27 protein-coding genes and 1 other annotated feature are annotated in these 25,726 nt (G+C 34.0%); of the genes, 16 read left to right on the plus strand and 11 right to left on the minus strand.

Going from position 1 to position 25,726, the window contains the following annotated elements; translation table 11 throughout:
• Nucleotides 1–10: 10 nt before the first annotated feature.
• Nucleotides 11–216: a binding site (T-box leader), on the minus strand.
• Between the two features lie 13 nt (nucleotides 217–229).
• From gyrA to dnaA, 6 genes are all read right to left on the minus strand, one after another.
• Entirely contained in the window at nucleotides 230–2,677 is a 2,448-nt protein-coding gene (gene gyrA, locus ACZYT3_RS03170; protein WP_464087661.1) for a DNA gyrase subunit A, read from the minus strand.
• Nucleotides 2,678–2,692: 15 nt separating this feature from the next.
• On the minus strand, nucleotides 2,693–4,639 hold the full coding sequence (gyrB, locus tag ACZYT3_RS03175) for a DNA topoisomerase (ATP-hydrolyzing) subunit B (RefSeq protein ID WP_294560962.1): 1,947 nt from the start codon (nucleotides 4,637–4,639) through the stop codon (nucleotides 2,693–2,695).
• On the minus strand, nucleotides 4,623–5,732 hold the full coding sequence (gene recF, locus ACZYT3_RS03180; RefSeq protein ID WP_294560963.1) for a DNA replication/repair protein RecF: 1,110 nt from the start codon (nucleotides 5,730–5,732) through the stop codon (nucleotides 4,623–4,625). Before recF ends, gyrB begins: the two co-directional genes overlap by 17 nt.
• The gene (locus ACZYT3_RS03185; RefSeq protein ID WP_294560964.1) at nucleotides 5,732–5,935 is read right to left on the minus strand and encodes an RNA-binding S4 domain-containing protein; all 204 of its coding nucleotides are present in this window, start codon (nucleotides 5,933–5,935) and stop codon (nucleotides 5,732–5,734) included. Before ACZYT3_RS03185 ends, recF begins: the two co-directional genes overlap by 1 nt.
• A 179-nt stretch (nucleotides 5,936–6,114) precedes the next feature.
• On the minus strand, nucleotides 6,115–7,233 hold the full coding sequence (dnaN, locus tag ACZYT3_RS03190) for a DNA polymerase III subunit beta (RefSeq protein WP_464087662.1): 1,119 nt from the start codon (nucleotides 7,231–7,233) through the stop codon (nucleotides 6,115–6,117).
• Between the two features lie 137 nt (nucleotides 7,234–7,370).
• Nucleotides 7,371–8,717, minus strand: coding sequence for a chromosomal replication initiator protein DnaA (gene dnaA, locus ACZYT3_RS03195; protein WP_294560966.1), 1,347 nt, complete (start codon nucleotides 8,715–8,717; stop codon nucleotides 7,371–7,373).
• Between the two features lie 625 nt (nucleotides 8,718–9,342).
• On the opposite strand from dnaA, the gene rpmH reads away from it, so the two are divergent.
• The 6 genes from rpmH (at nucleotide 9,343) to ACZYT3_RS03225 (ending at nucleotide 12,191) form a co-directional block, all read left to right on the plus strand.
• Nucleotides 9,343–9,477 carry a 50S ribosomal protein L34 gene (gene rpmH / locus ACZYT3_RS03200; protein ID WP_071441036.1) on the plus strand — a complete coding sequence of 45 codons (135 nt, stop codon included), beginning with the start codon at nucleotides 9,343–9,345 and terminating at the stop codon, nucleotides 9,475–9,477.
• 161 nt (nucleotides 9,478–9,638) lie between these two features.
• Nucleotides 9,639–9,815, plus strand: a complete 177-nt coding sequence (locus ACZYT3_RS03205) for a hypothetical protein (protein ID WP_464087663.1) — start codon at nucleotides 9,639–9,641, stop codon at nucleotides 9,813–9,815.
• 101 nt (nucleotides 9,816–9,916) lie between these two features.
• Nucleotides 9,917–10,243, plus strand: coding sequence for a ribonuclease P protein component (gene rnpA, locus ACZYT3_RS03210; protein WP_294561727.1), 327 nt, complete (start codon nucleotides 9,917–9,919; stop codon nucleotides 10,241–10,243).
• 26 nt (nucleotides 10,244–10,269) lie between these two features.
• Entirely contained in the window at nucleotides 10,270–11,154 is an 885-nt protein-coding gene (locus ACZYT3_RS03215; RefSeq protein WP_294561726.1) for a YidC/Oxa1 family membrane protein insertase, read from the plus strand.
• A 12-nt stretch (nucleotides 11,155–11,166) separates the two neighbouring features.
• The gene (locus tag ACZYT3_RS03220; protein WP_464087664.1) at nucleotides 11,167–11,781 is read left to right on the plus strand and encodes a R3H domain-containing nucleic acid-binding protein; all 615 of its coding nucleotides are present in this window, start codon (nucleotides 11,167–11,169) and stop codon (nucleotides 11,779–11,781) included.
• A gap of 200 nt (nucleotides 11,782–11,981) precedes the next feature.
• The gene (locus ACZYT3_RS03225) at nucleotides 11,982–12,191 is read left to right on the plus strand and encodes a hypothetical protein (RefSeq protein WP_294562863.1); all 210 of its coding nucleotides are present in this window, start codon (nucleotides 11,982–11,984) and stop codon (nucleotides 12,189–12,191) included.
• Between the two features lie 27 nt (nucleotides 12,192–12,218).
• On the opposite strand, the gene ACZYT3_RS03230 is transcribed toward ACZYT3_RS03225, so the two are convergent.
• From ACZYT3_RS03230 to ACZYT3_RS03240, 3 genes are all read right to left on the minus strand, one after another.
• Complete coding sequence (locus ACZYT3_RS03230) at nucleotides 12,219–12,920, minus strand: pseudouridine synthase (protein ID WP_464087665.1); 702 nt, start codon at nucleotides 12,918–12,920, stop codon at nucleotides 12,219–12,221.
• A complete protein-coding gene (gene nadE, locus ACZYT3_RS03235; RefSeq protein WP_464087666.1) occupies nucleotides 12,907–14,760 on the minus strand; it encodes an NAD(+) synthase in 1,854 nt (617 codons plus the stop codon). The genes ACZYT3_RS03230 and nadE overlap by 14 nt, the downstream gene beginning before the upstream one ends.
• 89 nt (nucleotides 14,761–14,849) lie before the next feature.
• Nucleotides 14,850–15,449 (minus strand): nitroreductase family protein, encoded by a 600-nt coding sequence (locus ACZYT3_RS03240; protein ID WP_464087667.1) that lies wholly within the window; start codon nucleotides 15,447–15,449, stop codon nucleotides 14,850–14,852.
• A 96-nt stretch (nucleotides 15,450–15,545) separates the two neighbouring features.
• On the opposite strand from ACZYT3_RS03240, the gene ACZYT3_RS03245 reads away from it, so the two are divergent.
• The 3 genes from ACZYT3_RS03245 to ACZYT3_RS03255 all read left to right on the plus strand — a co-directional run bounded on the left by ACZYT3_RS03245 (nucleotide 15,546) and on the right by ACZYT3_RS03255 (nucleotide 17,960).
• The gene (locus tag ACZYT3_RS03245; RefSeq protein WP_464087668.1) at nucleotides 15,546–16,310 is read left to right on the plus strand and encodes a YhfC family intramembrane metalloprotease; all 765 of its coding nucleotides are present in this window, start codon (nucleotides 15,546–15,548) and stop codon (nucleotides 16,308–16,310) included.
• A 214-nt stretch (nucleotides 16,311–16,524) separates the two neighbouring features.
• The gene (locus ACZYT3_RS03250) at nucleotides 16,525–17,118 is read left to right on the plus strand and encodes a type IV toxin-antitoxin system AbiEi family antitoxin domain-containing protein (RefSeq protein ID WP_464087669.1); all 594 of its coding nucleotides are present in this window, start codon (nucleotides 16,525–16,527) and stop codon (nucleotides 17,116–17,118) included.
• Between the two features lie 89 nt (nucleotides 17,119–17,207).
• Complete coding sequence (locus ACZYT3_RS03255; RefSeq protein WP_464087670.1) at nucleotides 17,208–17,960, plus strand: nucleotidyl transferase AbiEii/AbiGii toxin family protein; 753 nt, start codon at nucleotides 17,208–17,210, stop codon at nucleotides 17,958–17,960.
• A gap of 22 nt (nucleotides 17,961–17,982) precedes the next feature.
• On the opposite strand, the gene ACZYT3_RS03260 is transcribed toward ACZYT3_RS03255, so the two are convergent.
• Nucleotides 17,983–18,375, minus strand: coding sequence for a (deoxy)nucleoside triphosphate pyrophosphohydrolase (locus ACZYT3_RS03260; protein ID WP_464087671.1), 393 nt, complete (start codon nucleotides 18,373–18,375; stop codon nucleotides 17,983–17,985).
• On the minus strand, nucleotides 18,376–19,377 hold the full coding sequence (locus ACZYT3_RS03265) for an aspartate-semialdehyde dehydrogenase (protein ID WP_464087672.1): 1,002 nt from the start codon (nucleotides 19,375–19,377) through the stop codon (nucleotides 18,376–18,378).
• Between the two features lie 459 nt (nucleotides 19,378–19,836).
• On the opposite strand from ACZYT3_RS03265, the gene ACZYT3_RS03270 reads away from it, so the two are divergent.
• From ACZYT3_RS03270 to ACZYT3_RS03300, 7 genes are all read left to right on the plus strand, one after another.
• Nucleotides 19,837–20,268, plus strand: coding sequence for an ACT domain-containing protein (locus ACZYT3_RS03270; protein ID WP_294561755.1), 432 nt, complete (start codon nucleotides 19,837–19,839; stop codon nucleotides 20,266–20,268).
• Nucleotides 20,269–20,337: 69 nt separating this feature from the next.
• A complete protein-coding gene (locus ACZYT3_RS03275; RefSeq protein WP_294561754.1) occupies nucleotides 20,338–20,508 on the plus strand; it encodes a hypothetical protein in 171 nt (56 codons plus the stop codon).
• A 4-nt stretch (nucleotides 20,509–20,512) separates the two neighbouring features.
• Entirely contained in the window at nucleotides 20,513–21,748 is a 1,236-nt protein-coding gene (locus ACZYT3_RS03280; protein ID WP_464087673.1) for a helix-turn-helix domain-containing protein, read from the plus strand.
• Nucleotides 21,749–22,090: 342 nt separating this feature from the next.
• A complete protein-coding gene (locus ACZYT3_RS03285) occupies nucleotides 22,091–22,537 on the plus strand; it encodes a hypothetical protein (RefSeq protein WP_464087674.1) in 447 nt (148 codons plus the stop codon).
• A 153-nt stretch (nucleotides 22,538–22,690) separates the two neighbouring features.
• A complete protein-coding gene (locus ACZYT3_RS03290; RefSeq protein ID WP_464087675.1) occupies nucleotides 22,691–24,298 on the plus strand; it encodes an FtsX-like permease family protein in 1,608 nt (535 codons plus the stop codon).
• A gap of 8 nt (nucleotides 24,299–24,306) precedes the next feature.
• Nucleotides 24,307–24,999 (plus strand): ABC transporter ATP-binding protein, encoded by a 693-nt coding sequence (locus tag ACZYT3_RS03295; RefSeq protein ID WP_464087676.1) that lies wholly within the window; start codon nucleotides 24,307–24,309, stop codon nucleotides 24,997–24,999.
• 46 nt (nucleotides 25,000–25,045) lie between these two features.
• The gene (locus ACZYT3_RS03300; protein ID WP_464087677.1) at nucleotides 25,046–25,654 is read left to right on the plus strand and encodes a hypothetical protein; all 609 of its coding nucleotides are present in this window, start codon (nucleotides 25,046–25,048) and stop codon (nucleotides 25,652–25,654) included.
• Nucleotides 25,655–25,726: the final 72 nt, after the last annotated feature.

Genomic DNA, 25,726 nt, shown 5'->3' on the forward strand with positions numbered 1-25,726 from the left:
GGTATCGTATTAAAGGGACGATACCTCGTGTTGCCACCCTTTTTGACAAGTAAGATCACTTGTCCTCTCGATAGTTATAACGGAACCACCGTAGCGGAATACTTAATTCCTCCGCTCGCTCCAAGGTTGATTTCAATACCTTTCACTGATAACTTTCACCATCCGTTATCTCTCTGCAAGTTAACAGTATCTACTTATCCTCATCATCGCTTTAAACGAGTATATTTAATCATTCCTGAGAAGAATTGTCAATGGCTTCTTCATTTTCTTCTTCTTTTTCAACGATCGTAACCTTGCTGACAATTGCATCACTATCGCTGAGATTGATCAGACGGACACCCTTTGTATTACGTCCATAGCTTGCAACCTTATCAAGGCTCAAACGAATGATGATACCTTCATTAGTAATGATCATTGCATCCTCATCACCATTGACAGAACGAATTGAAGTAAGCTTACCTGTCTGTTCAGAAACATTGACAGTTAAGACACCCTTTGCCCCACGTTTGCACATACGATAATCAGCAATTGGTGTTTTCTTACCATAACCCTTTTCTGTCACAGATAAAATAGATTCACCTTCAGTTGAAAGAGCCATACCGACAACATCCGAACCATCAACATTCATACCTTTGACTCCGATTGATTTTCTTCCCATAGGACGAACATCTTTTTCTGAGAAGCGAACACATTTACCATTTGTTGCAGCAATCAGGATTTCATCATTTCCGGTTGTACCTTTCACATCAATAAGCTCATCATCTTCATTCAGTACGATGGCAATCTTACCATTCTGACGTATTGACTCAAATTCTGAAACAGGTGTACGTTTGACGATACCTTTCTTTGTCGCAAAGAATAAATATTTCACATCCTCATGTGGTGAATATGCTACCAATGCCTGTACCTTATCATCTTTTTCGATATTTATCAGATTAATGATCGGAATTCCTTTGCTCGTTCTGCTTCCTGATGGCAGCATAAATCCTTTCAAACGGAAAACCTTTCCTTTATTTGTGAAAACCAAAAGATAATCATGTGTTGACATATTCAACAATGTTTCAACAACATCATTTTCATTCATATTTAATCCCTTGACACCTTTACCGCCACGGTTCTGAGTACGATATGTGTTAAGTGGAATACGTTTGATATAGCCTGTCTGTGTCATTGTAACAACAATTTGTTCTTCCGGTATCAACGATTCATCATCAATATATTCAATCGCTGTCATATCGATGCTTGTACGTCTTTCATCGCCATATTTATCTTTGATTTCCAAAAGCTCATCTTTTATGACTTTTAAAATATTTGCCTCACTGGATAATATTTCTTTCAAAGCATCGATCTGCTTGAATAATTCCAATAACTCGTTTTCAATCTTTTCTCTTTCCAGACCGGTCAAACGACGCAATCTCATTTCAAGAATAGCGTTTGCCTGTACCTGAGATAATTGAAATTGATCCATTAAACCGCTGCGGGCTTCATCATCATTTTTTGAAGAACGGATCAAACGAATGACTTCATCAATATGATCCAGCGCAATTTTCAATCCCTCTAAGATATGGACTCTTTTTTGTGCCACATCAAGATCATAGCGTGTTCTTCTTTCAATGATTTCTTTCTGGAAATCAATATATTTACGAATGATATCTAAAAGTCCTAATGTTTTAGGAACACCATGATCAAGCATCAATAAGATGATTCCATAAGAAGTCTGAAAAGAAGTATGTTTATACAACTGATTCAAAATCACTTGTGGATTGGCATCTTTTTTTAATGTGATCGTAATTTTAATACCATCTTTTAAATCAGAATGATAATCAGAGATACCATCAATGATCTTATTATGTACCAGCTCAGCAACCTTATTTTTAAGCTCTGCGGTATTGACACCATAAGGAACTTCATCAATGATTATGACATTACGGCCTTTTTCTTCTTCGATCCGTGCCTTACTGCGTACCGTAATGACCCCACGGCCTGTTTCGTAAGCTTTACGAATGCCGCTGTTGCCAAGAATGATTGCTCCGGTCGGAAAATCCGGTCCCTTGATATATTTCATCATTTCATCAAGACTAATGTCATGATTGTCAATATAAGCTACACATCCATCAATCACTTCACAAAGATTATGTGGAGGAATATTGGTTGCCATACCCACCGCGATTCCGGAGGTTCCATTTACCAAAATATTTGGAAAACGTGAAGGCAAGACCTTTGGTTCTTTTTCACTTTCATCAAAGTTAAGATCAAAATCAACGGTATTTTTATTGATATTGCGTAAAAGCTCTAAAGAGATACGCGACAGACGGGATTCCGTATAACGCATTGCCGCAGCACCATATCCTTCGATATTACCAAAGTTTCCATGGCCATCCACCAGCATATAACGATAACTGAAATCCTGGGCCATTCTTACCATTGCCTCATAAATACTGGAATCTCCATGAGGATGATATTTACCCATGACATCTCCGACGATACGGGCACTCTTTTTATGAGGCTTATCAGGCGTATAACCACTTTCATACATTGAATATAGAATTCTTCTATGAACCGGTTTTAACCCATCTCTTAAATCCGGCAATGCACGTGCCACGATAACGCTCATTGAATATTCAAGAAAGGAATCCTTGACTTCTTTTACAATGTTATTTTTCTCTAATCGATCCATCAAATCCTCCTCCCATTAAATATCAAGATTTGTCACATATGTCGCATTATTTTCAATAAACTGCCGGCGAGGTTCGACTTCCTCACCCATCAGAGTCGTAAATATCTCATCTGCCATGATGGCATCATCAACAGTAATCTGACGTAAGATACGCTTGTTGATATCCATCGTTGTTTCATTCAATTCTTCCGCATCCATTTCACCAAGACCTTTCATACGATTGATCTCATATTTTGTATTTGGTGAAAGCGTCGCAAGATATTCATCTCTTTCAGCTTCATTTAATACATACTTGATCTTTTTACCATGCTTGATGACAAACAGCGGTGGTTGGGCAGCATAAACATGCCCTGCTTCAACGATCGGCTTAAAGAAACGATAGAACAATGTCAACAACAATACACGAATATGACTGCCATCGACATCGGCATCCGTCATGATGATGATCTTATCATAGCGCAGCTTAGACAGATCAAATTCTTCACCGATACCGGTTCCGAAAGCAGTAATGATCGTTCTGATTTCTTCATTTGATAAGGCTCTGTCTAAACGAGCTTTCTCTACATTTAAGATCTTTCCTCTCAATGGAAGGATAGCTTGAGTCATACTGTTTCTTCCCTTGATGGCACTTCCTCCGGCAGAATCACCTTCGACAAGGAATATTTCACATTCACTGGCATCCTTGCTCTTACAATCAGACAATTTGCCATAGAAATTCGTAATATCCAAATCACCCTTACGTCTTGTAAGCTCTCTGGCCTTTTTAGCGGCAAGACGTGCTTTGCTTGCCAATATTGCCTTATCGACGATCGTTCTGGCTGTCGAAGGATTTTCCAAGAAGAAACGCTCCAATTGCTTTCCGAAGATATTCGAAACGATCTTTCTGACCTCTGAATTTCCAAGCTTGGTCTTTGTCTGTCCTTCATATTGCGGATCTGGATGCTTCACCGAAATGATCGCTGTAAGTCCTTCACGAACATCATCGCTGGATAAGGATTCATCCTTCTTCAACATATTGATCTCTCTTGCATAGTTATTGATCACACGTGTTAAGGCAAGACGGAATCCTTCTTCATGAGTACCGCCTTCAACCGTATTGATATTGTTACAGAAGGAGTAAATATTTGGAATATAGCCGTCATTATACTGCATTGCTACTTCACAGAGAACATTCTCATCTTCTCCTTCACAATAAACGATATCTTCATGAAGCGGCTCCTTATTTTTATTCAAATAAGCAACATATTCCTTTATACCGCCGACATATAGATAATCTACCTTTTTATCTTCAGGATCAAATTCAAAATGCATATGTATTCCCTTATTTAAAAAGGCCAACTGACGAATACGCTGATTCAGCGTATCAAAATCATATTCACACGTTTCCTGAAAAATCTCAGGATCTGCCTTGAAGGTAACCAAAGAACCATGTTTTTCAGGATCACACTCACCAATGACATGCAAAGGTGTTTCAACATTGCCGCCATTCACAAACTTGACAAAATATTCCTTGCCTTCATTAAAGACTGAAACTGTCAGCCAGCTGGAAAGTGCATTTACAACAGATGCACCAACACCATGTAGACCACCGGAAACCTTATAAGCGCCTCCGCCAAACTTACCTCCGGCATGTAGGATCGTAAAGATCGTTTCAACTGCACTGATGCCGCTCTTGCTGTTGATACCGACCGGCATTCCTCGTCCATTATCCTCAACTTCAACGACATGATCCTTCGTTACACGAATATGAATATCCGTTGCATACCCCGCTAAAGCTTCATCAATGGAATTGTCTACGATTTCCCACACCAGATGATGCAATCCCTTCTGCGAAGTCGAACCGATATACATGCCCGGTCTTTTACGCACAGCCTCAAGTCCTTCAAGAACCTGAATATCATCTGCCTCATAAGAATGTTCAACCTTAGCCTCTAAATCATAAAGCTCATGTTTTTCTTCCATTTTGATGCTCCTCCTTTATCTTTCCATCCTGTATCACGATCGTTTTGATCGGACGTTGATAATTTTTATCTATTTCTTCAGTAGTAGAAATAAATATTTGTATGTTCTTAGGCAACAAATCCAATAATTTTCGACGCCTTTCCTCATCCAGCTCACTGAATACATCATCCAGCAGCAAAATTGGCTCATCATCAATGATTTTCTCGATCAGTTTGACGATACCTACCTTCAAAGCCAAAAGTATCGTTCTCTTTTGTCCCTGAGAAGCATAATCGTCAGCATCCTTACCATCGATCATCAGCACAAAATCATCTTTATGAATCCCTTTCTCAGTCGTTTTTAAAAAGAGATCACGTTGAAAATTATTCTTGTATATCGTTTTTATTTCCTCCTTCATCTGCGATTCATCCGCAATATGAACAAAGGTTTTATAGACAATAGAAAATTTAGTAGAATCATTTGCCAGCTCATCATAAAATTTTTGAGAAATTTCAGTCAGATCATGAAGAAATTTATATCTTTGCCGCAAAATGATACACTGCAAATCAGCACATTTCTCATCAAGTATGCTTAAATAATCATGATCGATATTTTCTGTTTTGAGATAGGCATTTCGCTGCTTCAAAATTCGATAAAACTCATTCAAGGTAAACATATAAGTCTTAGAACACTTTGAAAGTTCGATATCCATAAACCTTCTTCTGAAGCGCGGCTGTGCCGAGAAAATATTCATATCATTGGGCGAAAAAATAACAGCATTCACAAATCCCACAAAATCACTGACCTTCTTTACAGGATTTCGATACAGATATAAATTTTTTCCTGATTTACTATAAATAGCTGTAAGATCCACTTTTCGATTCTTTTTTATCACTGCCGCATCAATGCGAAAGGCATCATACCCTTCATAGATACAGCTGACATCGTCTACATTTCGATGAGTCTTTGTCGTTGAACAATAATAAATACTTTCAAGCAGATTTGTCTTTCCCTGAGCATTTTTACCTACGATATAATTGATGCCCCTGTCAAACTCAAATGATTGATTCAGATAATTTCGATAATGAACCAAATGTAAATGCGAAATATACATCAGATCAATTCAAACTTCTTTCCTTCAATGACTACAACATCACCGCTGAAAAGCTTTCTTCCCCTACGGTTTTCATGTTCACCGTTAACAGAGATATCCAACATGTTTACCATTCGTTTTGCTTCTCCGCCAGAAGAAATAAAATCCGTAACTTTCAATAACTGACCCAGTGTGATAAATTCTTTATTCAGCTTGATTTCCATTCGTAACTCCTTTATCTCATCTATATAATTATAACATATTTACGCTCTTATTTGGGGAATTTAAAGCAAAAAACAAGAATTATCAAGGATTTATTTCATAATAAAATGCGATTCCTCCGCACATCGGCAAATGAATGCCCAATGAGTTGATCAGAATCGCATCATGGCTTATTTTTTATTTAAGCATATGTTCGTAAAGGAAGGATCAGCTGGATGATCGATGCATCATCCTCACTTTGAACGATAAAAGGTTTCATATCTCCGGAAAAGCTGAAACGAACCTTTCCCTTATTAATGACCTTCAAGGCATCAAATACATATAATCCGTTAAAAGAAATATCAAGATGTTCTCCCTTAAAGACACCGTTTTTCAGATTTTCCTTACTTGAACCCACTTCTTGAGAACGGCTGGACAATAAACATTCCTTTTCATCCAAAGAAAGCTTGATGACACTTACACCGTCATTCTTAATAAAGCTGGCTCTATCGATTGCACTGGTGATTTCCTGGGAATCTATTTCCAGCTCATAAGCGAAGCTGACCGGGATCAGACGATCCGTTTCCGGATATACCCCATCGATCAGCCTTGTCTGGATCAATGTATTTGCAATCACAAACTGTGCTTTCTTGTCACTTACAGCAATCATGACATTCTCATCAAGATCCAAAGTCTTCATGACTTCATTAAGATTTCTTGCCGGTATAGTTATATTAAAATCAAGATCCTGTTCAAGATCAACCGTCTTTTTCGCAAGACGGTAAGAATCAGTAGCCACACAATTCAATCTTGAATGTGAACAGTTAAAATTGACACCTGTCAATACCGGTCTTGTTTCGCTCTTGCTGGTTGCAAAACACGTCTGTGAAATGATTTCCTTCAACAGCTCCGATTTCATATCAAATTTCAAGATCGGGCAGGTAAAATCAATATTTGGATATTCGTTTGCCCTCATACCGTTGATCTTAAATTCACTGGTTTCAGAAATGATTCGGGCACTGGCATTTTCAATCAGTTCAAACTCAATATTTTCAGAATCCATTTTACGAATGATCTCAAGAATATACTTGGCTTCGATAACGATGCTGCCTGTTTCATATATATGTAACGATTCTTCTTCATCCGCTCTTATGATCGTCTTTATAGATATGTCCGAATCGCTTCCTACCAAAACGATACAGTCCGTCTTTACCTCAATCTTGATACCGCTGAAAGCAGGCAGAGGTGAAAAGTTAGAAATAGCTCTTGAAGCAATCAACAAAGCGTTATAGAAGACAGTTTTTGAAATTTTAAAGTTCATGGGAACCTCCTTTTATATATTTTTTATTTAATGAATAATAATAATTAGGACTGTGGAAATGTGGAAAAGTCCGAAATACTCTTATTCCCAGGTACTATTTTACACTATTTTGACTGTGGATAACAGTGGGGAAAGAATCAAATACCCAGTTTCTTTTCAATTTTCATCACAGCACTTGCAAATAATTCTTTTTCTTTGATCAGCTTATTGACTTTTTCATAGCTAGCCATGATCGTAGAATGATCACGTCCACCGAATTCCATGCCGATTTTCGCAAAAGGCATGTCCAGATGTTTACGGCAAAGATAGATGGCAATATGACGGGCATTTGAAATATTTGTCGTCTTCATTTTGCTTTCCAGCTGCGATTTTGTAAGTCCATAAAAATCACAGACGGCCTTTTTTATCTTTGAAACCGTTAATACCCCGGGCGATTTGTTGTTAGGATCATCCTTGAAGGCCATGATTGCGAAATCGAGATCAATGACCTTCGGATTATAGAGGATTGCTTTAAAGATCAGCTTATTAAGATTTCCTTCAAGTTCGCGCACATCATTGGAATAGGTCGTAGCGATATATTCCAGCACGCTTCTTTCAATTAATAATTGCTCATTTCTTTCTTCGATCTTTTTTTCCAGAATCGCTAAGGATGTTTCAAATTCAGGAGAATCGATCCCTACGGACAATCCGGAATTAAATCTTGAAATCAGACGGTTTTCAATACCTTTAAGCTCGCTTGGATGAATATCACTTGTCAAAACGATCTGTTTACCTTTTGAAAAAAGATTATTATAGAGATTAAAGAAGATTTCCTGACTTCTTTCTCCCTGTTTCAAGCGCTGGATATCATCAATCAGGAGATAATCAGCTTCTTCGATGATCCTTTTCACTTCCTCGATCGTCTTATCACGAATAGAATTGACGATAAGAGATATAAAATCTTCGCTGTAAATATAAATGACCTTTTTTTCAGGTGAATGCTCTTTTACATAATTACCGATTGCATGAAGCAGATGGGTCTTTCCCAGACCTGAATTACCATAGATAAATAACGGGTTGAAGAATTCGCCGGGATTGACCGCACATGACAGGGCAGCTGCCTGACTTTCGCGGTTTGAATGACCGACTACAAAGTTATCAAAGGTATATTTATCTAATAATTTATCTTCAAGGATGATTTTCTTATTTTCTTCGTTTAATTCGGTATAGTTTTGAATATCTTTCTTTAATGTAAAGTTAATGGTAATCGTTTGATCAAGCACTTCACTCAGAGCTTTTTCAATGACAGCCTTGTTATTTTCGAAAATTTGCCGGGATACAAAGCTGGGAACAATGACAACAGCTCCGTTTTGATTCAGATCATAAAGTTTTGATTCATGAATATAGGTATTGAAAATAGCCATATCAAAAAAAGCACCGGTTTTTAATTTATCCAGTGTCTGATTCCAAATGAGTTGTAAAGAATTTCTTGTATAATTTGACATGTCTTATTCCCTCAATTCAGCATATATATTCTAAAACAAAAAAGTATAAATTACTAGGACAACTTTTTTTGAAAGGATGTTTTCCACAGTCCAGAATTAAAAAATAACCTTTAAGAATCATTACTTATAAGAATTCCACATCTTTTGATTGTGGAAAACTTGTGGATATGTGATATGTGGAAAAGGAAATTGTGGAAAACGTGGAAAACAATTGTGGAAAAAGAGGATGTTTTCCCCAATCGTATAAGTGAAAAAAAGCCTATAAATAAAGGTTATTTTGACATTTCAATAATTCCACAGTCTTTTTTTTGAATTATTTTTTTATTCCCCAAGTTATCCACAAATAATGTGTAAAACAAGTAAAATTTAAAGGGATATTTCCACAAAAAAGTTAGATAAGCTGTTTAAATTTATAGAAATGTAAAGCATAGATAAATTATGAATAAAGTCTTTTCAACACCGTTACCGCTCATTTCAAAGACCTTATATGCCGATTCCTTGATCATTGCAGGAATGATGCGTGATGATCATAAATAAATAATATTTGACTTTGACTCAATTGTTTTGTATAATCAATAAGCAATGTTCTATTAGTTTATAGATTAGAAAAGATGGAGGTGGCTCTATGAAAAGAACATATCAACCAAGTAAGAGAAAACACCAGACTACTCACGGATTTAGAGCTCGTATGAAAACAGTTGGAGGACGCAACGTTTTAGCTCGTCGTCGTGCTAAAGGAAGAAAAGTGTTATCAGCTTAAGGATCACCGCAAGGTGATTCTTTTTTATATATTAGGAAATTTCAATTTTGATGGACAGGAAGATAATGAAAGAGAATGAAAAAAGTTAAGTATACTTATATTATGATTTTATGTGTCATTAATATCTGTGTGAATACTCTTTTTTCTATCAAGGAGGCATCATGAAAGTCTTTTCTCTTTCCAACCGTTTCTATTACCGTGAATTCCCTGATCTGAAGAACATCATTCTTCATGATCTGAGAGTCTATAACCGTGTTTTTCATAAGGCTTATGAATGTCTTTACGATCGTGCCTATGATTTTGGTTACAAAATCATTTTCTTGCTTTATGAATCTTAAATGAACAGAAAATTCAAAAGCTTTGGTAATTCACAGACATTTTTCATTATTTCTGATATAATACATAGGCAATTATAATTTGGCTGATATAGGAGAAGGAAATGAAAAAACAATATCGGATCAGAAAAAGCCAGGAGTTCTCTGAAATCATCAAAGCTAAAAATTTTTATTCCTCACCAGTCATGACGATTTATGTAAGAGAAAAGAAAGAAGATAACTGTCGTGTCGGAATATCTGTCAAGAAGAAGATCGGTAATGCGGTCGTTAGGAATAAAATAAAGCGTCAAGTACGAATGATGGTACAGGAGCTCTATACTTTTGATGAAAATTTTGATACAATTATTTTAATTCGTGACAAATTTATTGAAGAAAGTTATGAATCAAACAAAAAAGTATTGGAAATGCTCTTAAAAAAAGTTAAAATATAAGGGCGATGTTACACGAGGAGAAGAAAATGAAAAACTTATTGAAGAACAAAAAGAAGTTACTGCTGTTAAGTCTGTTTTTATTGATTTTTGTGGCAGGTTGTAAAAGTTATGTAGATCCTAATACAAATCGAGTAAAAGAAGAATTTATTATTTATACGACGACTTCGTTTTCGGAAGTATTTAATGAAGGATGGTTTGAAGGAATCTTTGTTTGGCCGTTGGCTCAGATCATCAACTTCTTTGGAAATCTGACAGATGCCGGTATCGGTATTCTTATTACGACGATCTTATTTAATATCGTAATTGCCGTATTATCCATCAAGAGCCAGGTACAGAATCAGCGTATGCAGATGATGCAGCCGGAAGTCCAAAGGATCCAGAAGAAATATGAAGGAAAGACAGACGATGCTTCAAGAATGAGAATGGCTCAGGAAACGCAGGCTTTGTATGCGAAATATCAGGTCAATCCTTTCTCATCCATTCTTATCCTGATCATTCAGATGCCTGTATTGATGGCTTTCTATTATGCTGTGCAAAGAGCCGCTGTTGTTGTTAACGGTACGTTCCTTGGTATCGATCTGACTCGTACGCCAAGTGAAGGATTAAGTGAGCTTCAGTGGCAGTATCTCTTGATATTCGGTGTCATGATCCTGCTTCAGTTCTTAAGTATGAAGGTTCCGGGATGGCTGGCAAAACAAAGAAAGAAAAAATCAGGTATCAAAGAGAAAAAATATACTCAGCCGAAGAAGAGCGGTCCAGATCAGATGACGATGATGACGATCTTCTCAACGGGAATGATTGCTTTCATCGGATTTACATGGCCGGTAGCGATGTCTTATTACTGGGCTGTTTCATCATTGGTTCGTATTATCCAAAATATTATTATTGACAGGGTATTCTTGAAGGATTAAAGGTGATCGCATATGGAAAGGTATGAAGGAAAAAATTTAGATGAAGCTTTAGAAAATGCTGCTAAATCAAAAGGATGTAGCAAAGAAGAGCTTACGTATAACGTAATTTCTGAAAAGCAGGGGTTATTCGGATTTGGAAGCAAAGTTGAAATAGAAGCTTATTTTGACGGAGATATTGAGAATTTTATTATAAAATATCTTACTACCTATTTTGATGGAATTGAAATGCAGGTAGATGTGAAGTGTAAAAAAGAAGATTACTATTTCAAGGTAGAATTAGATGGTGAAAATAATGCTATCCTGATCGGGAAAAAGGGACAGACATTACAGGATATCAACAATGTGGTAAAGGCTGCCGCTTCCAGTGTATTTAAAAAGAGAGTGATCGTCGTTAGTGATATCAACGGTTATAAAGAAGAAAAATATCATAAGGAATGTTCAATGGCATTGAGGGTTGCGAAAACAGTACAAAAAACAAAGATCAATGCTTCCTTGGATCCGATGCCTAATGACGAGAGAAAAGCAATTCATTCCTATTTGGTGAATATGCCAAGGATCCGTACGGTCAGCGAGGGCGATGGAAAGGAAAGACACATTGTCATCGTTTATGATGAAAATAAACATTAGAAGCTGAAAAAGCTTCTTTTTTTATATATTAGGAAATTTCAATTTTGATGGACAGGAAGATAATGAAAGAGATTGAAAAAAGTTAAGTATACTTTATGTTATGATATTATGTGTCATGAATATGAAATTATAGTATCATTATAGTTACTATTATGATATAATATCTGTGTGAATACTCTCGTTTCTATCAAGGAGGCATCATGAAAGTCTTTTCTCTTTCCAACCGTTTCTATTACCGTGAATTCCCTGATCTGAAGAACATCATTCTTCATGATCTGAGAGTCTATAACGGTGTCAGTGGAACCACGCCGCTAGAAAGGCAGGTGGGTATGCAGATAGGGAGTTACTTATTTGCATATGATTTTGGTTACAAAATCATTTTCTTGTATAAAAAGCTGCAGATCGGCTAACCATCCGTTAGCTTCTTTACAGCTTTTCTATTTGATTCCTTTTAATGAATTGATTTCTTTTTCTGTTAACAGACGATATTCTCCTTCTTTTACATCCAAATGCAGATGCATGAAGCGAATTCGTTTAAGTGAGCGTACATGATAGCCACATGCACTGCACATTCGTCTGATCTGACGATTGTAGCCTTGTGTCAGAATAATAGTAAATTTGGTCTTGCTGATTTGATTAAGCTTGCATGGCAATGTTGTTACAGAACAGTTATGAACAGGGTTATATATTTTTACGCCATTGGCCATTTTCTTTAAAAAATCATTGGTGATCTTATGATCCACTTCTACAAGATATTCTTTTTCATGACCATTCTCTGCCCGCAGACAATCGTTGACCAGATCACCTTGATTTGTCAGAAGAATCAAACCGCTGCTATCCTTATCCAATCTTCCAATGGGAAAGATCCTTTCAGGATAATGGATGGCATCAATGATATTTCCTTTGATATGTCTTTCAGTCGTACAGGTAATGCCTGTGGGCTTGTTGTAAAGAAGAACGATGGTATTGCTTTTTGGCTGAATCAGTTGATCGTTGATTTTAACGATATCACCTTCTTCTACGATATCTTGAAGGATGGCTTTTTTGCCGTTGATCGTAACAATTCCCAAAAGAATATATTCTTCTGCTTTTCTTCGTGAACAAAAGCCGCTGGAGGCAATATACTTATTGATTCTCATGACCCAAAATAGCTTCCTTTAAAGATAAATAAGCATTTGATTTTTGATAATTGACCTGATTTTCTCTAAAATCACTGCCAAAGCATCCTCTTGAAACCATGACGATCGGTGGTGTCTGCAAACGTTTGAAAACACCTGACTGGAATTTTTGAAGAACCCATTCGAGATCTTCAATAAACTTATGAGGATCGTCCAATCCATAGTAGCGGATCCATTTACCTAATTCAGTATCATAAATAGACTTATCTAAATACTGCTGCATCAGTTTTTCAATGCCATATCCCGGATATTCTGTTAATATTTGTATGATTTGATCATGATAGAACCATTTCATAGGGTCCAACTGATTGTTTTTTAATTCAGCACTTGGAGGTGTTACCCATTTAATATGATCATTTTCAATTTCCGGTAAGAGATTATAAGGAATCACTTCTTGATTCATCATTTGGTTAATGCTGCGAGCTATATCAAAAAGTTCCACCTTGGTGACATCCTGTAAAGGGGCTAAACAGCCAATCGTATCTCCATAAAGAGTCGCATATCCTAAGGCCCCTTCAATTTTATTGCCGTTATTGATGATGACACCATTTTCAATCTGAGAAATGGCACTTAAGATAGAGCCGCGGATCCTTGCCTGTATATTTTCTATTGCAAATTCACTGATTTCTTTTTGTGTATATTGTTTCAAACATTCAATCTGTTCTTCTACAAGCTTTTGGATGATACCATCCCTGCATTCGATACCCAAAGCATTGGAGAGCTTATGAGCATTGTCGATGGTTGCAGAGGAATTATAGCGTGTAGCCATGTTTAAACCGATGATACGTTCTTTTCCAAGACTTAATGTTAATAATGCGGCATTTACACTACTGTCTAAACCACCTGACAGACCGATGATCCATTTAAAACGTGATTGAAATACTTGTTGATCAAATTCACGAATAGCGGTGATCAATGCTTGTGTAAGTTTATTTTGACATGTATCAGCCAAAGAAGAAGCATTTAGATCTATGACCTTACATTCTTCATGAAAAGCATCATTACAGCTTGAAATACGATTTCCCTTTGAATTATAGATACTGCTGTCACCATCAAAGACACAAACGGTTTTTGAATTATTCTGCATACCGACAGCATTTACATAAACAAAAGGAACAAAATGATCTTTCGCATAACGAAGGATCTGTTTCTCTCTTCCCTTTTCCTTATTTCTTGTCCAAGGTGAAGAAGAAATGTTTACGATAAGATCGACATGCTGATTTAAATATTGGGAAGTAGGATCAAACTGATAGTCCTGACTCCAAAGATCTTCACATATTTCAAGACCGATTCGATAAAGCTTTTCATCCTTCTTAAACAAGAAAGGCGATGTGAAATCGGCATCATTTAATTTCATCCTTTTAGAAAGCTCTAAGGCCGATAAAAAATAACGACTGTCATCAAAGATGCGATAATCAGGATTTAAACATTTGATATAGCGGCCATCCAGCAAATCATTTTCTTTTTTTACCCATTCATCATTATAAGCGAAATAAGCTGTATTACAGCGTACATGACGTCCATCACGACCTGGGATATCCTTGAATGTAGCTACATTTCCCCAAATGATTCCAATATCCTTGCTTGCTTTTTTTAAGATATCATTATAAGAAAGTGCTGTTTCCACAAAGCTTTGATCCATCCATTTATCCGCTAATAGGTAACCTGTAACACAAAGCTCAGGAAAAATGATCAAATCAGCCTGTTCCCTTTTTGCTTTTTCGATCATGTCCAACATCTTATTCACATTTTGTGACATTTGTCCGGCAAGTACATTCATTTGTCCTAATGCAATTTTCATTAACTATCACCTTATTTATTCTACCATAAATCAGAAAGAAAAGACATTGATTCAAGTCAACAAGAAAAAAAACAGCATTCACTGTTTTTTTATACATTCGAATAAACGATGACACGTTCATCTGCATCCAGCTTTTCCTTAGGTTCAGGAATGCTTCCAATACCGCCAAATACCATCTGTGCTGTCAAATGATAGTATTCAGGAACATTCCATTGCTTTTTCACTTCATCATCGATCAAAGGGTTATAGTGCTGTAAAGAAGCTCCAATCTTCAATTCAGCTAATGCATTCCAAATATTTCCCTGAAGCAGGCCCATGCTATGATCTGCAAACATATCAAACTGATCTTTATAAAGTGGAAAATCTTTTTTCAATTGATCGATCACATGACGGTCATCGAAGAAAAGAATCGTTCCTTTTGCTTTGGAAAACATATCCATCTTGGCCTGTGTAGAAGCAAACTTATCTTCTGCAACTTCCTTCTTTAATGTGTCTGTAACGATCTGCCACAGCTTTGAATGATCATCGTTCATCAAAACAACCAGATGAGATGACTGCATATTAAAGGCTGTGGGTGATTCTACGATTACATGCTTGATCGTATTAATGACCACCTTTTCACTGATAGGAAGCTGATCGTTTAGATCATAGATGCTTCTTCTGCTTTTTATAATATCTATATAACTCATAATATCCTCGTTTCTATATCTTTACTATACGCTCTATTTCATTAAAAACAAATTATATGCTTCTAAAATATGATATAATGAAAAAAAGGAGAAATTATGATACCTACATCTTCATTAGTGATCTTAGGATCTACGGCTTTATTTTGTTCCCTTTTGCCAATTATTTTGGCATTCATATGGACAAGAAAAAAAGAATTATCAATGAAACCTTTTTTTATGGGTGCTGCTTTTTATATATTTTTTGTATTGGTCATAGAAAGTGTCGTCAATGAGCTGGTTTTTCAAAATGAGATATTATTTAATAATACGCTTTTTTATATCATATACAGCTGTCTGGCAGCAGCACTGATTGAAGAAGGAAGCCGATATATTGCTTTTAAATATATTCTAAAAGAGAATCATAAAGAAGATGCCCTGACCTATGGATTGGGACATGGCGGCATCGAAATGATTCTGATCATTGGTATCTCTTTATTGAGTTCATGGATGTTTGGCATGATTTTTAATTCTGTGGGTTTAGATGCCATGCTGAGTGGGAGTAATGAAGTACAGCAATCAGCTATCGTAGAAATGATAACTTCTTTGAAAAATTATGGAATAAGGGAGAGTATGATGTGCATAGCAGAGAGGATCAGTATTCTTGTTTTTCATCTTTCATGCTCACTTATTGTTTATAGGGCTGTCTATAAAAAAGAAAAGCGTTATTTTATTTATGCCTTAATATTCCATTTCGTTATGAATCTTCCTTCTTTATTGAATCAAAGAGGATTGATATCAAATATATGGATAGCTGAGGGACTTATTATGCTGATTGCCTTAAGTTCGGCTGCTTTAGGATATAAATATTATAGAAAAAATTAAGGAAAATCATAAAATCTTTGTGGAAACAAGGATTTTTTTATTTTATGTGGGAATTTTGAAAGATTCGTGCATATATAATAGTAGGAGGTAATAATTATTAAGAAATCATGATTACTTTATTTTGATCATAAATGAAACCATATCAATAAATTGACAAATACACATTAATTTGATATAAAATAATGTGTTATTGTTCAAAAGAAAGGATCAATTTATGAAAAATAAGGAGAAAATCGATAGAATATTAGAATTATCAAATAATGGAATTATTACTACGCAACAAATATCTTCTTCCGGTATTCATCGTGGATACTTACAAAAACTTGTAAAAGAAGGACAACTTTATCGTTTTAGTCGAGGTCTTTATGTATGTAAAGATGCTTGGGAAGATGATTTTTATCTATTGCAGCTTAAATATGGAAAAGGTATTTATTCACACGATACAGCTTTATATTTGTTAGGTTATAGTGATCGAACACCAGCACAATATACGATGACTTTTCCAAAAGGATATAATACTCCTTCTTTGAAGCAAGAAAATATCATTGTTAAACGTGTCATACCAAAAAATTATTCATTTGGAATTATTGAATTTAAATCACCTTGTGGAAATCCTATTTTTATTTATGATCTTGAAAGAACTTTATGTGATATTCTCCGTGGTAATGATATCGATATTCAGATTGTTGTTTCAGCTATGAAGAAATATGCAACTTCTTCTTCAAGAAATATACATAAATTGATGCATTATGCAGAACAACTTCATGTAAAGCCTAAAGTGTTACATTATATGGAGGTATTATTATGAAAATTAAAAATTCAATGTAACTTAAGGCTTTAATCAAGAAAAAAGCTGTAGAAAAGAAGATTTCTCCGCAACTCGTTATGCAAAATTATATGCTGGAACGGTTATTAGAAAGAATATCATTATCAAAGTATAGTCATAATTTTATTCTTAAAGGTGGATATCTTATTTCATCTATTGTAGGTTTAGAAACAAGAACGACGATGGATTTAGACACAACTATTAAAGGATTTTCATTAACACATGAATCAGTCGGTAATATTTTTAAAGATATTTGTGATGTAGAAGTAGATGACAATATTCAATTTGAAATTATCAATACTTCAGATATATGTGAAGGAGATCGTTATCCGGGAATCAGAGCAGCATTAAAAGCAACCTATGTTCCTATAAGTGTTCCTTTAAATGTTGATATAACTACGGGTGATGTTATTACGCCAAGAGAGATAGAATATAGCTTTCAGTCATTATTTGATGAGCATAAGATTCATATTCTTGCTTATAGTATAGAGACAGTATTAGCTGAAAAAATAGAGACAGTATTATCAAGAGAAGTTGCCAATACACGACTTCGAGATTTCTATGATATTTATGTTCTCTATCGATTGCATGATTCAGATTTTGATATTAATATGTTGAAATTAGCATTAATAAAAACTATGAAAAAAAGAGAAAGTGTTCACCTTTTAGAAAATTATTCAGTGATAATGAAAAATATTCATAAAGATAAGAAACTGCAAAATTTATGGATAAAATATCAACAAAAATTTAATTATGCAAATGATATATCTTTTGATAATATTTGTAATACGATCCAATACATCTTAGAGATGATAATGAAATAAAATGCCATTGTTAATTGGTATTTTAAATTATCATAAGTTGATTTATCTGATTTAAAATATCAAGATCAGCTTTTTGAAATTTGTGATCATAAAGATCACGAGCATTCACTAGCTTGATTTCATCATGTACTTCTAAATGAGGTGTACCCTTTTTTATGTGACACAAAAAAGCATGTACATGAAGAACAAAATTTTCTCTCGAGTCATCAATGCTGCAAAGATATTGAATGATTTCAACATCAACGCCTAATTCTTCTTTCAATTCACGGATAAGTGCTTCTTCCCTGCTTTCATTTTGTTCTACTTTTCCTCCGGGAAATTCCCAGAAACCGGGATCAGCACCCTTGCTTCGGCGTGCAATCAAAAACTTATCATCTATCTGAATAGCACCACATACAACATCTATTTCTTTCATTTATACCTCCAATTCAATATATTTTTCACAAATCTGAATAGCATTTACAGCGGCTCCCTTACGTATCTGATCACCACAGCACCATAAAGTAATACCTTTAGATGAAGTAAGATCCCGGCGGATACGTCCTACATAAATAAGATCCTGATTTGAACAATCCAAAGGCATCGGATAAAAAGGCTCATCAATAAGACGACAGCCTTGGGCTGAGCGTAATGCTTCTCTTACTTCTCCAACTGTTATTTCTTTTTCAAAATATAAAGTCATTGATAATGAATGACTTCGTAAAACAGGCACACGGACACAGGTACAATTTACCTTTAGTTGAGGTGCATGTAGGATCTTTCTTCCTTCATTCTGCATTTTCATCTCTTCACCGGTATAACCATTTTCATTAAATTCACCAATTTGAGGAATCACATTTGATACGATTTGATAAGGAAAAACATCAGTATTTATTTCTTTATTTTGTGTCAGATCTTCCAACTGTTTCTCATATTCATACATTCCTTTGATACCGGCACCACTGACTGCCTGATAGGTTGAAACAATCATAGATTGAATCGATGAAAGCTGATGAAGAGCATAAATGGCAATGCATCCAATAATAGTAGAACAATTGGGATTGGCAATGATACCCTGATGGTGTAAGATATCGGTACCATTAATTTCAGGTACAACTAAAGGCACATCATCTTCAAGTCGAAAGGCACTTGAATTATCAATGAATAATGCATGAGCTTTTTTTATGAAAGGTGCATATTTTTTCGATAGATCATTTCCAACAGCCCCTAAAACGATATCGCAGTCATCAAAGCTATGTTCATCTGTTTTTTGAATGAAAACTTCTTTCCCTTTAAATAAGATCCTTTTGCCAACACTTCTTTCACTAGCCAATAGAACGAGCCTTTTTAACGGAAAATTTCTTTCTTCTAAAGCTTGGATCATGGCTTTGCCAACTGCACCACTGGCACCTAAAACAGCTACGGTATATGTTTTCATGAATTCTCCCTTATGATTTCTCATTAACAAAATCAGCATTTGAATATCCTATATACATCAATAATGTTATTTGATGATTTGATAAGAATAATATAAGATTCTGTTTATAAAATCACATCTCAGTATAAGCTATGATTTTCATATAATTTGGTTCATGAATGGCCTAAGATCCGATCTTTAAAAAACATTGTCCAAATATTCATTTATTCTAATATCATGGCATGAATAAATTGACAATTTGAAATCCATGTATCATTTTACCATAAACCTCTTCTCTTTTATAGTTCATATAGCATCACTTCATATGATCAATCACTCTTAATACGATTGTCTTTCATATAAAAACACTTGTCTTTTATTAAAAAACATCGTATCATGATAAAAAATAAGTTTCAGTAATGATCATCTGTATTTATAAGATTCAAGGATAAATATCACTAAAGGTGATTAGGAGGAAATATGATTGAAAAATATCTGATTATCGATAAAGAAATATTACCTGATTATTTTGAAAAAGTAGTCGATGCGAAAAATCTGGTCAATTCCGGTATGGAAGTCAGCAAAGCCGTAAAAAAAGTAGGTATCTCCAGAAGTACATACTATAAATATAAAGACTATGTATTTACACCACAAGAAGATTCTACAGGAAAAAAAGCCATTATTTCACTACTGTTAAAAAATGAAAAAGGAATCCTTTCAGAAGTCTTAAATGATTTGTTATTAGTCAATGTCAATATTCTATCTGTAAGTCAAAGTATCATCATCAACAAAAGAGCAAGTCTGGAATTAGTCATCGACATGGGAGAAATGTTAGAAACGATCGAACAGCTTTTACAGCGTCTTTCAGACATGGATGGGGTCGTAAATGTAAGATTGGTTGCAATCGAATAAATTCACGTGAATTTTAATTTGTAGTATATTTTACTTGAATTTATAATATTTACAAGGAGGATCATGAATATGAAGAAGTATCTATCAGCATTATTAACTCTATTGCTGGCAGCGGTAGTATGTACTCCCGGACACTGTACCCATGTTCATACAGAAGAGTGTGGGGAAGATGGGGTTAACTGTACGCATACCTGCGAAGAGTGTGTAGAGCCTTATAACAAGAAATGGCCAGATGAGTAAGAATATGAATAGCAAAGAAATAGCATATTTAATCCATTATTCTCGTAAGAGAAAAGGAATAAGCCAAAAAGAACTGGGCGAAATTACTGGAATCAGTCATCAGATCATTTCTCGCTATGAAAAAGGAGTTGAAGTTCCTACAGAGGAAAAGCTTCAGCTCATTTTGAGTGTACTTAAAATTGATTTAAATGAAGTATTAGAAGTCAGTATTGAAATCAATGAAATGTTTGACAATTTATTGGATGATTTATTTTATCGAAAAGCAGATTATGAAAAATATTATACAATCATTCAAGAAAATAAAAAGCGATATCAAAAAAATTATGATTATTATAAAATACTGGTAATGGAATTAATTTATAACATTCATTATAAAAATACAGAAGAAATTGATTCTTTGATTTATGATATTGAAAAGAGAGAAATTCAAGATCAAAAGGTACTACAGATTTATTATGAATATAAAGGATACTATCTTTTAAAAAAGAAAAATACAAAAGATGGTTTAGAATATTTGGATAAGGCAAAGCTCCAACGCTATGATGAAAAGACAATTGCCATGATTCATTTTCACATGAGCTTTGCGTATAACTATGAATGGTTAAGAAAAACCGATGCGGAATATTTATTGGATGCGAAAAATGTTTTTCAAAAATATTATTCACTAAAAAGAGTGTCCGATTGTGAGATGATATTAGGAAATTATTATTCAACATATAGAAATTTTGAGAAAGCAATATATCATTATAAAATGCGATTAAAATTATTAGATTTTGAGAAAGAAAATAATAAAAATACTATGAATGTACATAGCACTCTTGCATGTATTTATATTGAACAAAGACAATATGAAAAGGCAGTAAATGAAATGGATATTGCATGCAAATATGGAAAAATAGATAAAAGAGATCATTTACAATATATTTGGTGTTATTATAAGCTAGGAGACATAAATAATGCAAATAGCTGGATCGTGAAGATGAATCATTTTCATTTAGATAGAGAATTAAAAATGTTATGGAATCTTTATGAAATGATCGTAGCACAATATGATAAAGTACCAAATGATCGATTGATAGAAAAGGCAATTAAAGTATATGAATATTATAAAAATCAGGAAGATTTAGAGTTATCAATATTCTACATTGATATTGTGATAGAGCTGTTGGAAAAAAGAAAAGATTATGAAAAAGGATTTTTCTATCAAAAAGAAAAAATATTTTTATTGGAAAATATGTAAATTCACGTGAATTATGTATGTCTAATACCAACAAGAAAGAAAATATGTTTGTTAATTAAAAACACATAACAAATTTCTTTCTTTTTTTGTATCCTTATAAAGAAATTAAGCAAAATAACAAGGTAAAGTATCACGTGAAAATAAATTTGTTTTGAGAAACTATTACATTTTATAATGTAAGCGTAAACAAAGAGAAATGAATCAACTTTTCTGTTTATAGTAGGAGGAAATCATAATGAAAAGGACTTATGAAGAATTAGAAAGACTGGAATTGGATATATAATGAAAAGGTTTTTGAAAATCATTAAGTTTTAAATTAAATGAGAAACAGGAGGTATTGTTATGTTTAAAAAACTAATGAAAGGGATTAGTGTTCTTAGTTTAATGTTATGTACATTTTGTTCATTGAACATGGTTTCAGTAACTGCAGCAAATGAAAATACTATTACCCCATTTGCCCGCACATATACGGTGCCAGTTAGCAAGTCATTTTCAGAACCAAACGATAAGATTGATAAAGGTAATACAGTTACATTTAAATTCACATTAACTGGAAGTTATACAGTTACAGAGAGTGGTGTAACATCAACCGTATCAAATGTGAATTTAAGTTTTAGTTCAGTTACAGTTTACCTTAATGGTAGCAAAACTTCATTGATTAATGCTAGAATTTCAAAAGTTGTGAAAACAAATGGATCAGATAGTGTTTCGGTAACATATACATTACAATATAAAAATTCAGGAAGTACTAATTGGATTGATTTAAAAACTTCAACGGTAGTTGTATAAATAATAAAAAAAATATAACTTACATAACCCTGAACATAGATACTCAGGGTTATTTTTATAATAAGATGGCAAGAAAACAGTTACAACAGATCTTGAAACTGTTATAATATAAGTGTAATCGCTAACAATTGAAAAGAGAGGGGGAAGGATACAATGAAATTTTTTAAAAGAAGCATCATAAGTATAATTAGAAAACCATCAAAATCATTACTTTTATTTTTAATTGTCTTTTTACTTGGTAATCTGGTTTGTGGTTCATATGCAATCATGCAGTCGACAATTTCTGTAAGAAATGATATCAAGCAAAAACTAGGTGCATTGATAACAATTCATGCGAATGATAAATTGAATGATGAAATCAATGATTATTTACTAAATTATGAAAATAAAATAGTACAAGAGATGTTCGATATTACAGATATATTTGAGAATATTTCAGATAATGAAGATATTCAATATAGTGATTATATGTATGAATATCCTTCATATGAATCACGAGATATTGTGAATCCATATGAATATGCGAATTATAGTGAAGTAGAGGATATTGATCCTTTAGTTAGTGTGCGAGTAATGGGGGTGATTCAGCCAAATTTTGGAGATATTAAATATGAACGTATCTCGATTACAGAAGGAAGAACATTTACAGAAGAAGAAATAAATCAGAAAGCTAATGTTATTATCCTTAATGAAAATTTTAAAAGTGTGAATGATACATGTGAGTATATTTCAAGAGAATATGATTCAGGAGATGGTGAATACTACTATGTTTGTAATAGAGAACAAAAAGAATTAAATATTGGTGATAAAATAACACTTGTCAGACAGTTACGTGTTCCAAAATTTGAAAGTATTTCAGGGTTTGGTTATTATGATGTGTTTTATGAGGTTGAAACTGAATATGAAATTATAGGTTTTTATAAAAATTTAGAGGAATTAAGAGATAATTCATTTACTCCGTCAATAGTAGAGATAGATGGAAAGCAAGTAACAACTTATACATCAGCTATGGATACAAATGCTTATGTTCCACTTACTTTACTGATAGATGAATATAACGAATTTCAGCCTTATGTAGATGAATATCGATCAGCTAATCAAAAAATTCGAAAAAGTAATTATATATTTTTAAATTCGATGTCAATCGATTTAAATGATCCTGATAAATTAGATATGTATGTTAATACAATAAAAAAAGAATATGCAGATAAAGGGTTCATTAATTTTGAGTTTTTTACTTCCAGAGATACATATGATGTCGTTGCAGGACCTGTTGAGAGCTTATCAACGATTGCTAATATCGTTTTAATCGTTTCAATTATTGTTTCAGTTGTCATTTTGACATTAGTCATCGTCATGTTTTTAAAGGATAGAAAACATGAGATTGGAATTTATGTTTCATTGGGAGAAAAGAAGTGGAAGATGATTACTCAGATTGTATTAGAAGTTTTCATCATTTCAATGCTGGCAGTAAGTTTATCTTTATTAAGTGGAATTAAATTAGGCAGTGTGATTACAGATCAGGTTTTGGAATCATCTTTAATGCAGGAAGAAGAAACAATGCAGTTAAAATTAGAAGAAATTGGTTCAGTGAACAGAGAGAATCTGCAAATTGATGATGTTGCGGAACAGATTACATTTACGTTGGATGCCACTTATGTCATCAGCGTATATGGAATTAGTATTGTCGTTATCTTATTGTCCTCCATAATTCCGGTTATGTATGTGTTAAGAATAGAACCTAAAAAGATATTGATGTAGGAGATGTTATGAATATATTAGAAACTAAAGATTTATACTTTACATATCCTGATGGTGATGCCAGAAAGGTGATCTTGAATGATGTAAATGTATCGTTTGATAAAGGAAAGTTCTATACGATCCTAGGTGCAAGCGGATCCGGTAAGACGACTTTTCTGTCACTGATAGCTGCATTGGATAAACCGGAAAGAGGAGAGATTCTTTTTGAAGGAAAAAGCATTGCGGAAATAGGTTATGAAAAATATCGAAGAAATAAGATCGGAATCGTTTTTCAAAGTTATAATCTGATTCCGTATATGAATGCGGTGGAGAATGTGATGGTTGCCATGTCGATTACTGATAATGAAATGGAAAAAGATATGAAAGCTTTTGCATTAAAGGTGCTGGAAAGCGTAGGGATCGATGGCAGCAAGGCAACAAGAAGGATCAACCGGTTAAGTGGAGGTGAGCAGCAGCGAGTAGCAATAGCACGTGCCATATCAACGAATGTAGATGTGATTATGGCAGATGAGCCAACAGGGAATTTAGATGCAAAGACGAGTGAAACGATCATAGAAGTATTTAAGAAGATTGCTCATGAAGATCATAAATGCGTAATTATGGTAACTCATTCAGAAAAGATTGCATATGAAAGTGATGTGATCATGAAATTAAATACAGATACACAGAATTTTGAGATTGTTGATAATACGATCGGATAAAGTTTTTGTACTTGTTTAAAAGATAAAGAGTAAGGCAGGTAACGATATGAAAAAGATAATGATATTCTTATGCATCTTGATGCTTACAGCCTGTGAAAATGAGAATAAAGATGTCGAATCAAATGAAAATAGGATGAATGATGTTGAGAGTCAGGAAATTTATCAGTCAGATGAAGTCTATGATGAAGATAAATTAGAGATTTCTGTTAATGAAGATAATGATGTATGTATCAATGTCTTATCAAATAATACGGTGAATGTATCGATGGTTTTATTTGATTTAGATGAAAAAACATGGGAGAAAAAACTTTCAGCTGATGGTAAGCGAATAGAAGATAAATCAGAAGATAAGGTTGAATTTATATTGAAAGAGCCTGTATATGATGGAAATATCTATATGCGTAATAATTCTGACGGAGATTATGTTTTTGAAGATGATTATTATGTAAAAGCAAAAGAAGCCGGGTATGAATTTAAGTGGGTATATGATCCGGAAGTAATATTAGATGATGAAGAAACACCTGTTGTTTATGGAATATTCTATAAAGATGGGGCATATGAAGAAACATTTGATGAATTGTTATATTTTGATCCTTCTTCTATTGATTTTCCGATAGTTGCCTATGTTGCTAAAGTTGAAGGACCGGTTTATTAATACGATAATGATTTATGTATAGAAAGAAGAAGTTGATAGATTTTTTCTTTTTATGATCCATAAGGGGATTGT

The sequence above is a fragment of the Traorella sp. mt218 genome, from assembly GCF_055420025.1.

What these genes read in the sequence shown, in the direction of transcription:
- ACZYT3_RS03285 (WP_464087674.1), top strand. Translation starts at nt 22,091, where the DNA reads ATGTTTAAAAAACTAATGAAAGGGATTAGTGTTCTTAGTTTAATGTTA.
- ACZYT3_RS03265 (WP_464087672.1), bottom strand. Translation starts at nt 19,377, where the DNA reads ATGAAAACATATACCGTAGCTGTTTTAGGTGCCAGTGGTGCAGTTGGC.
- gyrB (WP_294560962.1), bottom strand. Translation starts at nt 4,639, where the DNA reads ATGGAAGAAAAACATGAGCTTTATGATTTAGAGGCTAAGGTTGAACAT.
- ACZYT3_RS03230 (WP_464087665.1), bottom strand. Translation starts at nt 12,920, where the DNA reads ATGAGAATCAATAAGTATATTGCCTCCAGCGGCTTTTGTTCACGAAGA.
- rpmH (WP_071441036.1), top strand. Translation starts at nt 9,343, where the DNA reads ATGAAAAGAACATATCAACCAAGTAAGAGAAAACACCAGACTACTCAC.
- dnaA (WP_294560966.1), bottom strand. Translation starts at nt 8,717, where the DNA reads ATGTCAAATTATACAAGAAATTCTTTACAACTCATTTGGAATCAGACA.
- ACZYT3_RS03290 (WP_464087675.1), top strand. Translation starts at nt 22,691, where the DNA reads ATGAAATTTTTTAAAAGAAGCATCATAAGTATAATTAGAAAACCATCA.
- ACZYT3_RS03240 (WP_464087667.1), bottom strand. Translation starts at nt 15,449, where the DNA reads ATGAGTTATATAGATATTATAAAAAGCAGAAGAAGCATCTATGATCTA.
- ACZYT3_RS03275 (WP_294561754.1), top strand. Translation starts at nt 20,338, where the DNA reads ATGAAGAAGTATCTATCAGCATTATTAACTCTATTGCTGGCAGCGGTA.
- ACZYT3_RS03270 (WP_294561755.1), top strand. Translation starts at nt 19,837, where the DNA reads ATGATTGAAAAATATCTGATTATCGATAAAGAAATATTACCTGATTAT.
- ACZYT3_RS03295 (WP_464087676.1), top strand. Translation starts at nt 24,307, where the DNA reads ATGAATATATTAGAAACTAAAGATTTATACTTTACATATCCTGATGGT.
- nadE (WP_464087666.1), bottom strand. Translation starts at nt 14,760, where the DNA reads ATGAAAATTGCATTAGGACAAATGAATGTACTTGCCGGACAAATGTCA.
- ACZYT3_RS03205 (WP_464087663.1), top strand. Translation starts at nt 9,639, where the DNA reads ATGAAAGTCTTTTCTCTTTCCAACCGTTTCTATTACCGTGAATTCCCT.
- ACZYT3_RS03300 (WP_464087677.1), top strand. Translation starts at nt 25,046, where the DNA reads ATGAAAAAGATAATGATATTCTTATGCATCTTGATGCTTACAGCCTGT.
- ACZYT3_RS03225 (WP_294562863.1), top strand. Translation starts at nt 11,982, where the DNA reads ATGAAAGTCTTTTCTCTTTCCAACCGTTTCTATTACCGTGAATTCCCT.
- ACZYT3_RS03185 (WP_294560964.1), bottom strand. Translation starts at nt 5,935, where the DNA reads ATGGAAATCAAGCTGAATAAAGAATTTATCACACTGGGTCAGTTATTG.
- ACZYT3_RS03260 (WP_464087671.1), bottom strand. Translation starts at nt 18,375, where the DNA reads ATGAAAGAAATAGATGTTGTATGTGGTGCTATTCAGATAGATGATAAG.
- rnpA (WP_294561727.1), top strand. Translation starts at nt 9,917, where the DNA reads ATGAAAAAACAATATCGGATCAGAAAAAGCCAGGAGTTCTCTGAAATC.
- ACZYT3_RS03215 (WP_294561726.1), top strand. Translation starts at nt 10,270, where the DNA reads ATGAAAAACTTATTGAAGAACAAAAAGAAGTTACTGCTGTTAAGTCTG.
- dnaN (WP_464087662.1), bottom strand. Translation starts at nt 7,233, where the DNA reads ATGAACTTTAAAATTTCAAAAACTGTCTTCTATAACGCTTTGTTGATT.
- ACZYT3_RS03255 (WP_464087670.1), top strand. Translation starts at nt 17,208, where the DNA reads ATGCTGGAACGGTTATTAGAAAGAATATCATTATCAAAGTATAGTCAT.
- recF (WP_294560963.1), bottom strand. Translation starts at nt 5,732, where the DNA reads ATGTATATTTCGCATTTACATTTGGTTCATTATCGAAATTATCTGAAT.
- ACZYT3_RS03250 (WP_464087669.1), top strand. Translation starts at nt 16,525, where the DNA reads ATGAAAAATAAGGAGAAAATCGATAGAATATTAGAATTATCAAATAAT.
- ACZYT3_RS03245 (WP_464087668.1), top strand. Translation starts at nt 15,546, where the DNA reads ATGATACCTACATCTTCATTAGTGATCTTAGGATCTACGGCTTTATTT.
- ACZYT3_RS03220 (WP_464087664.1), top strand. Translation starts at nt 11,167, where the DNA reads ATGGAAAGGTATGAAGGAAAAAATTTAGATGAAGCTTTAGAAAATGCT.
- gyrA (WP_464087661.1), bottom strand. Translation starts at nt 2,677, where the DNA reads ATGGATCGATTAGAGAAAAATAACATTGTAAAAGAAGTCAAGGATTCC.
- ACZYT3_RS03280 (WP_464087673.1), top strand. Translation starts at nt 20,513, where the DNA reads ATGAATAGCAAAGAAATAGCATATTTAATCCATTATTCTCGTAAGAGA.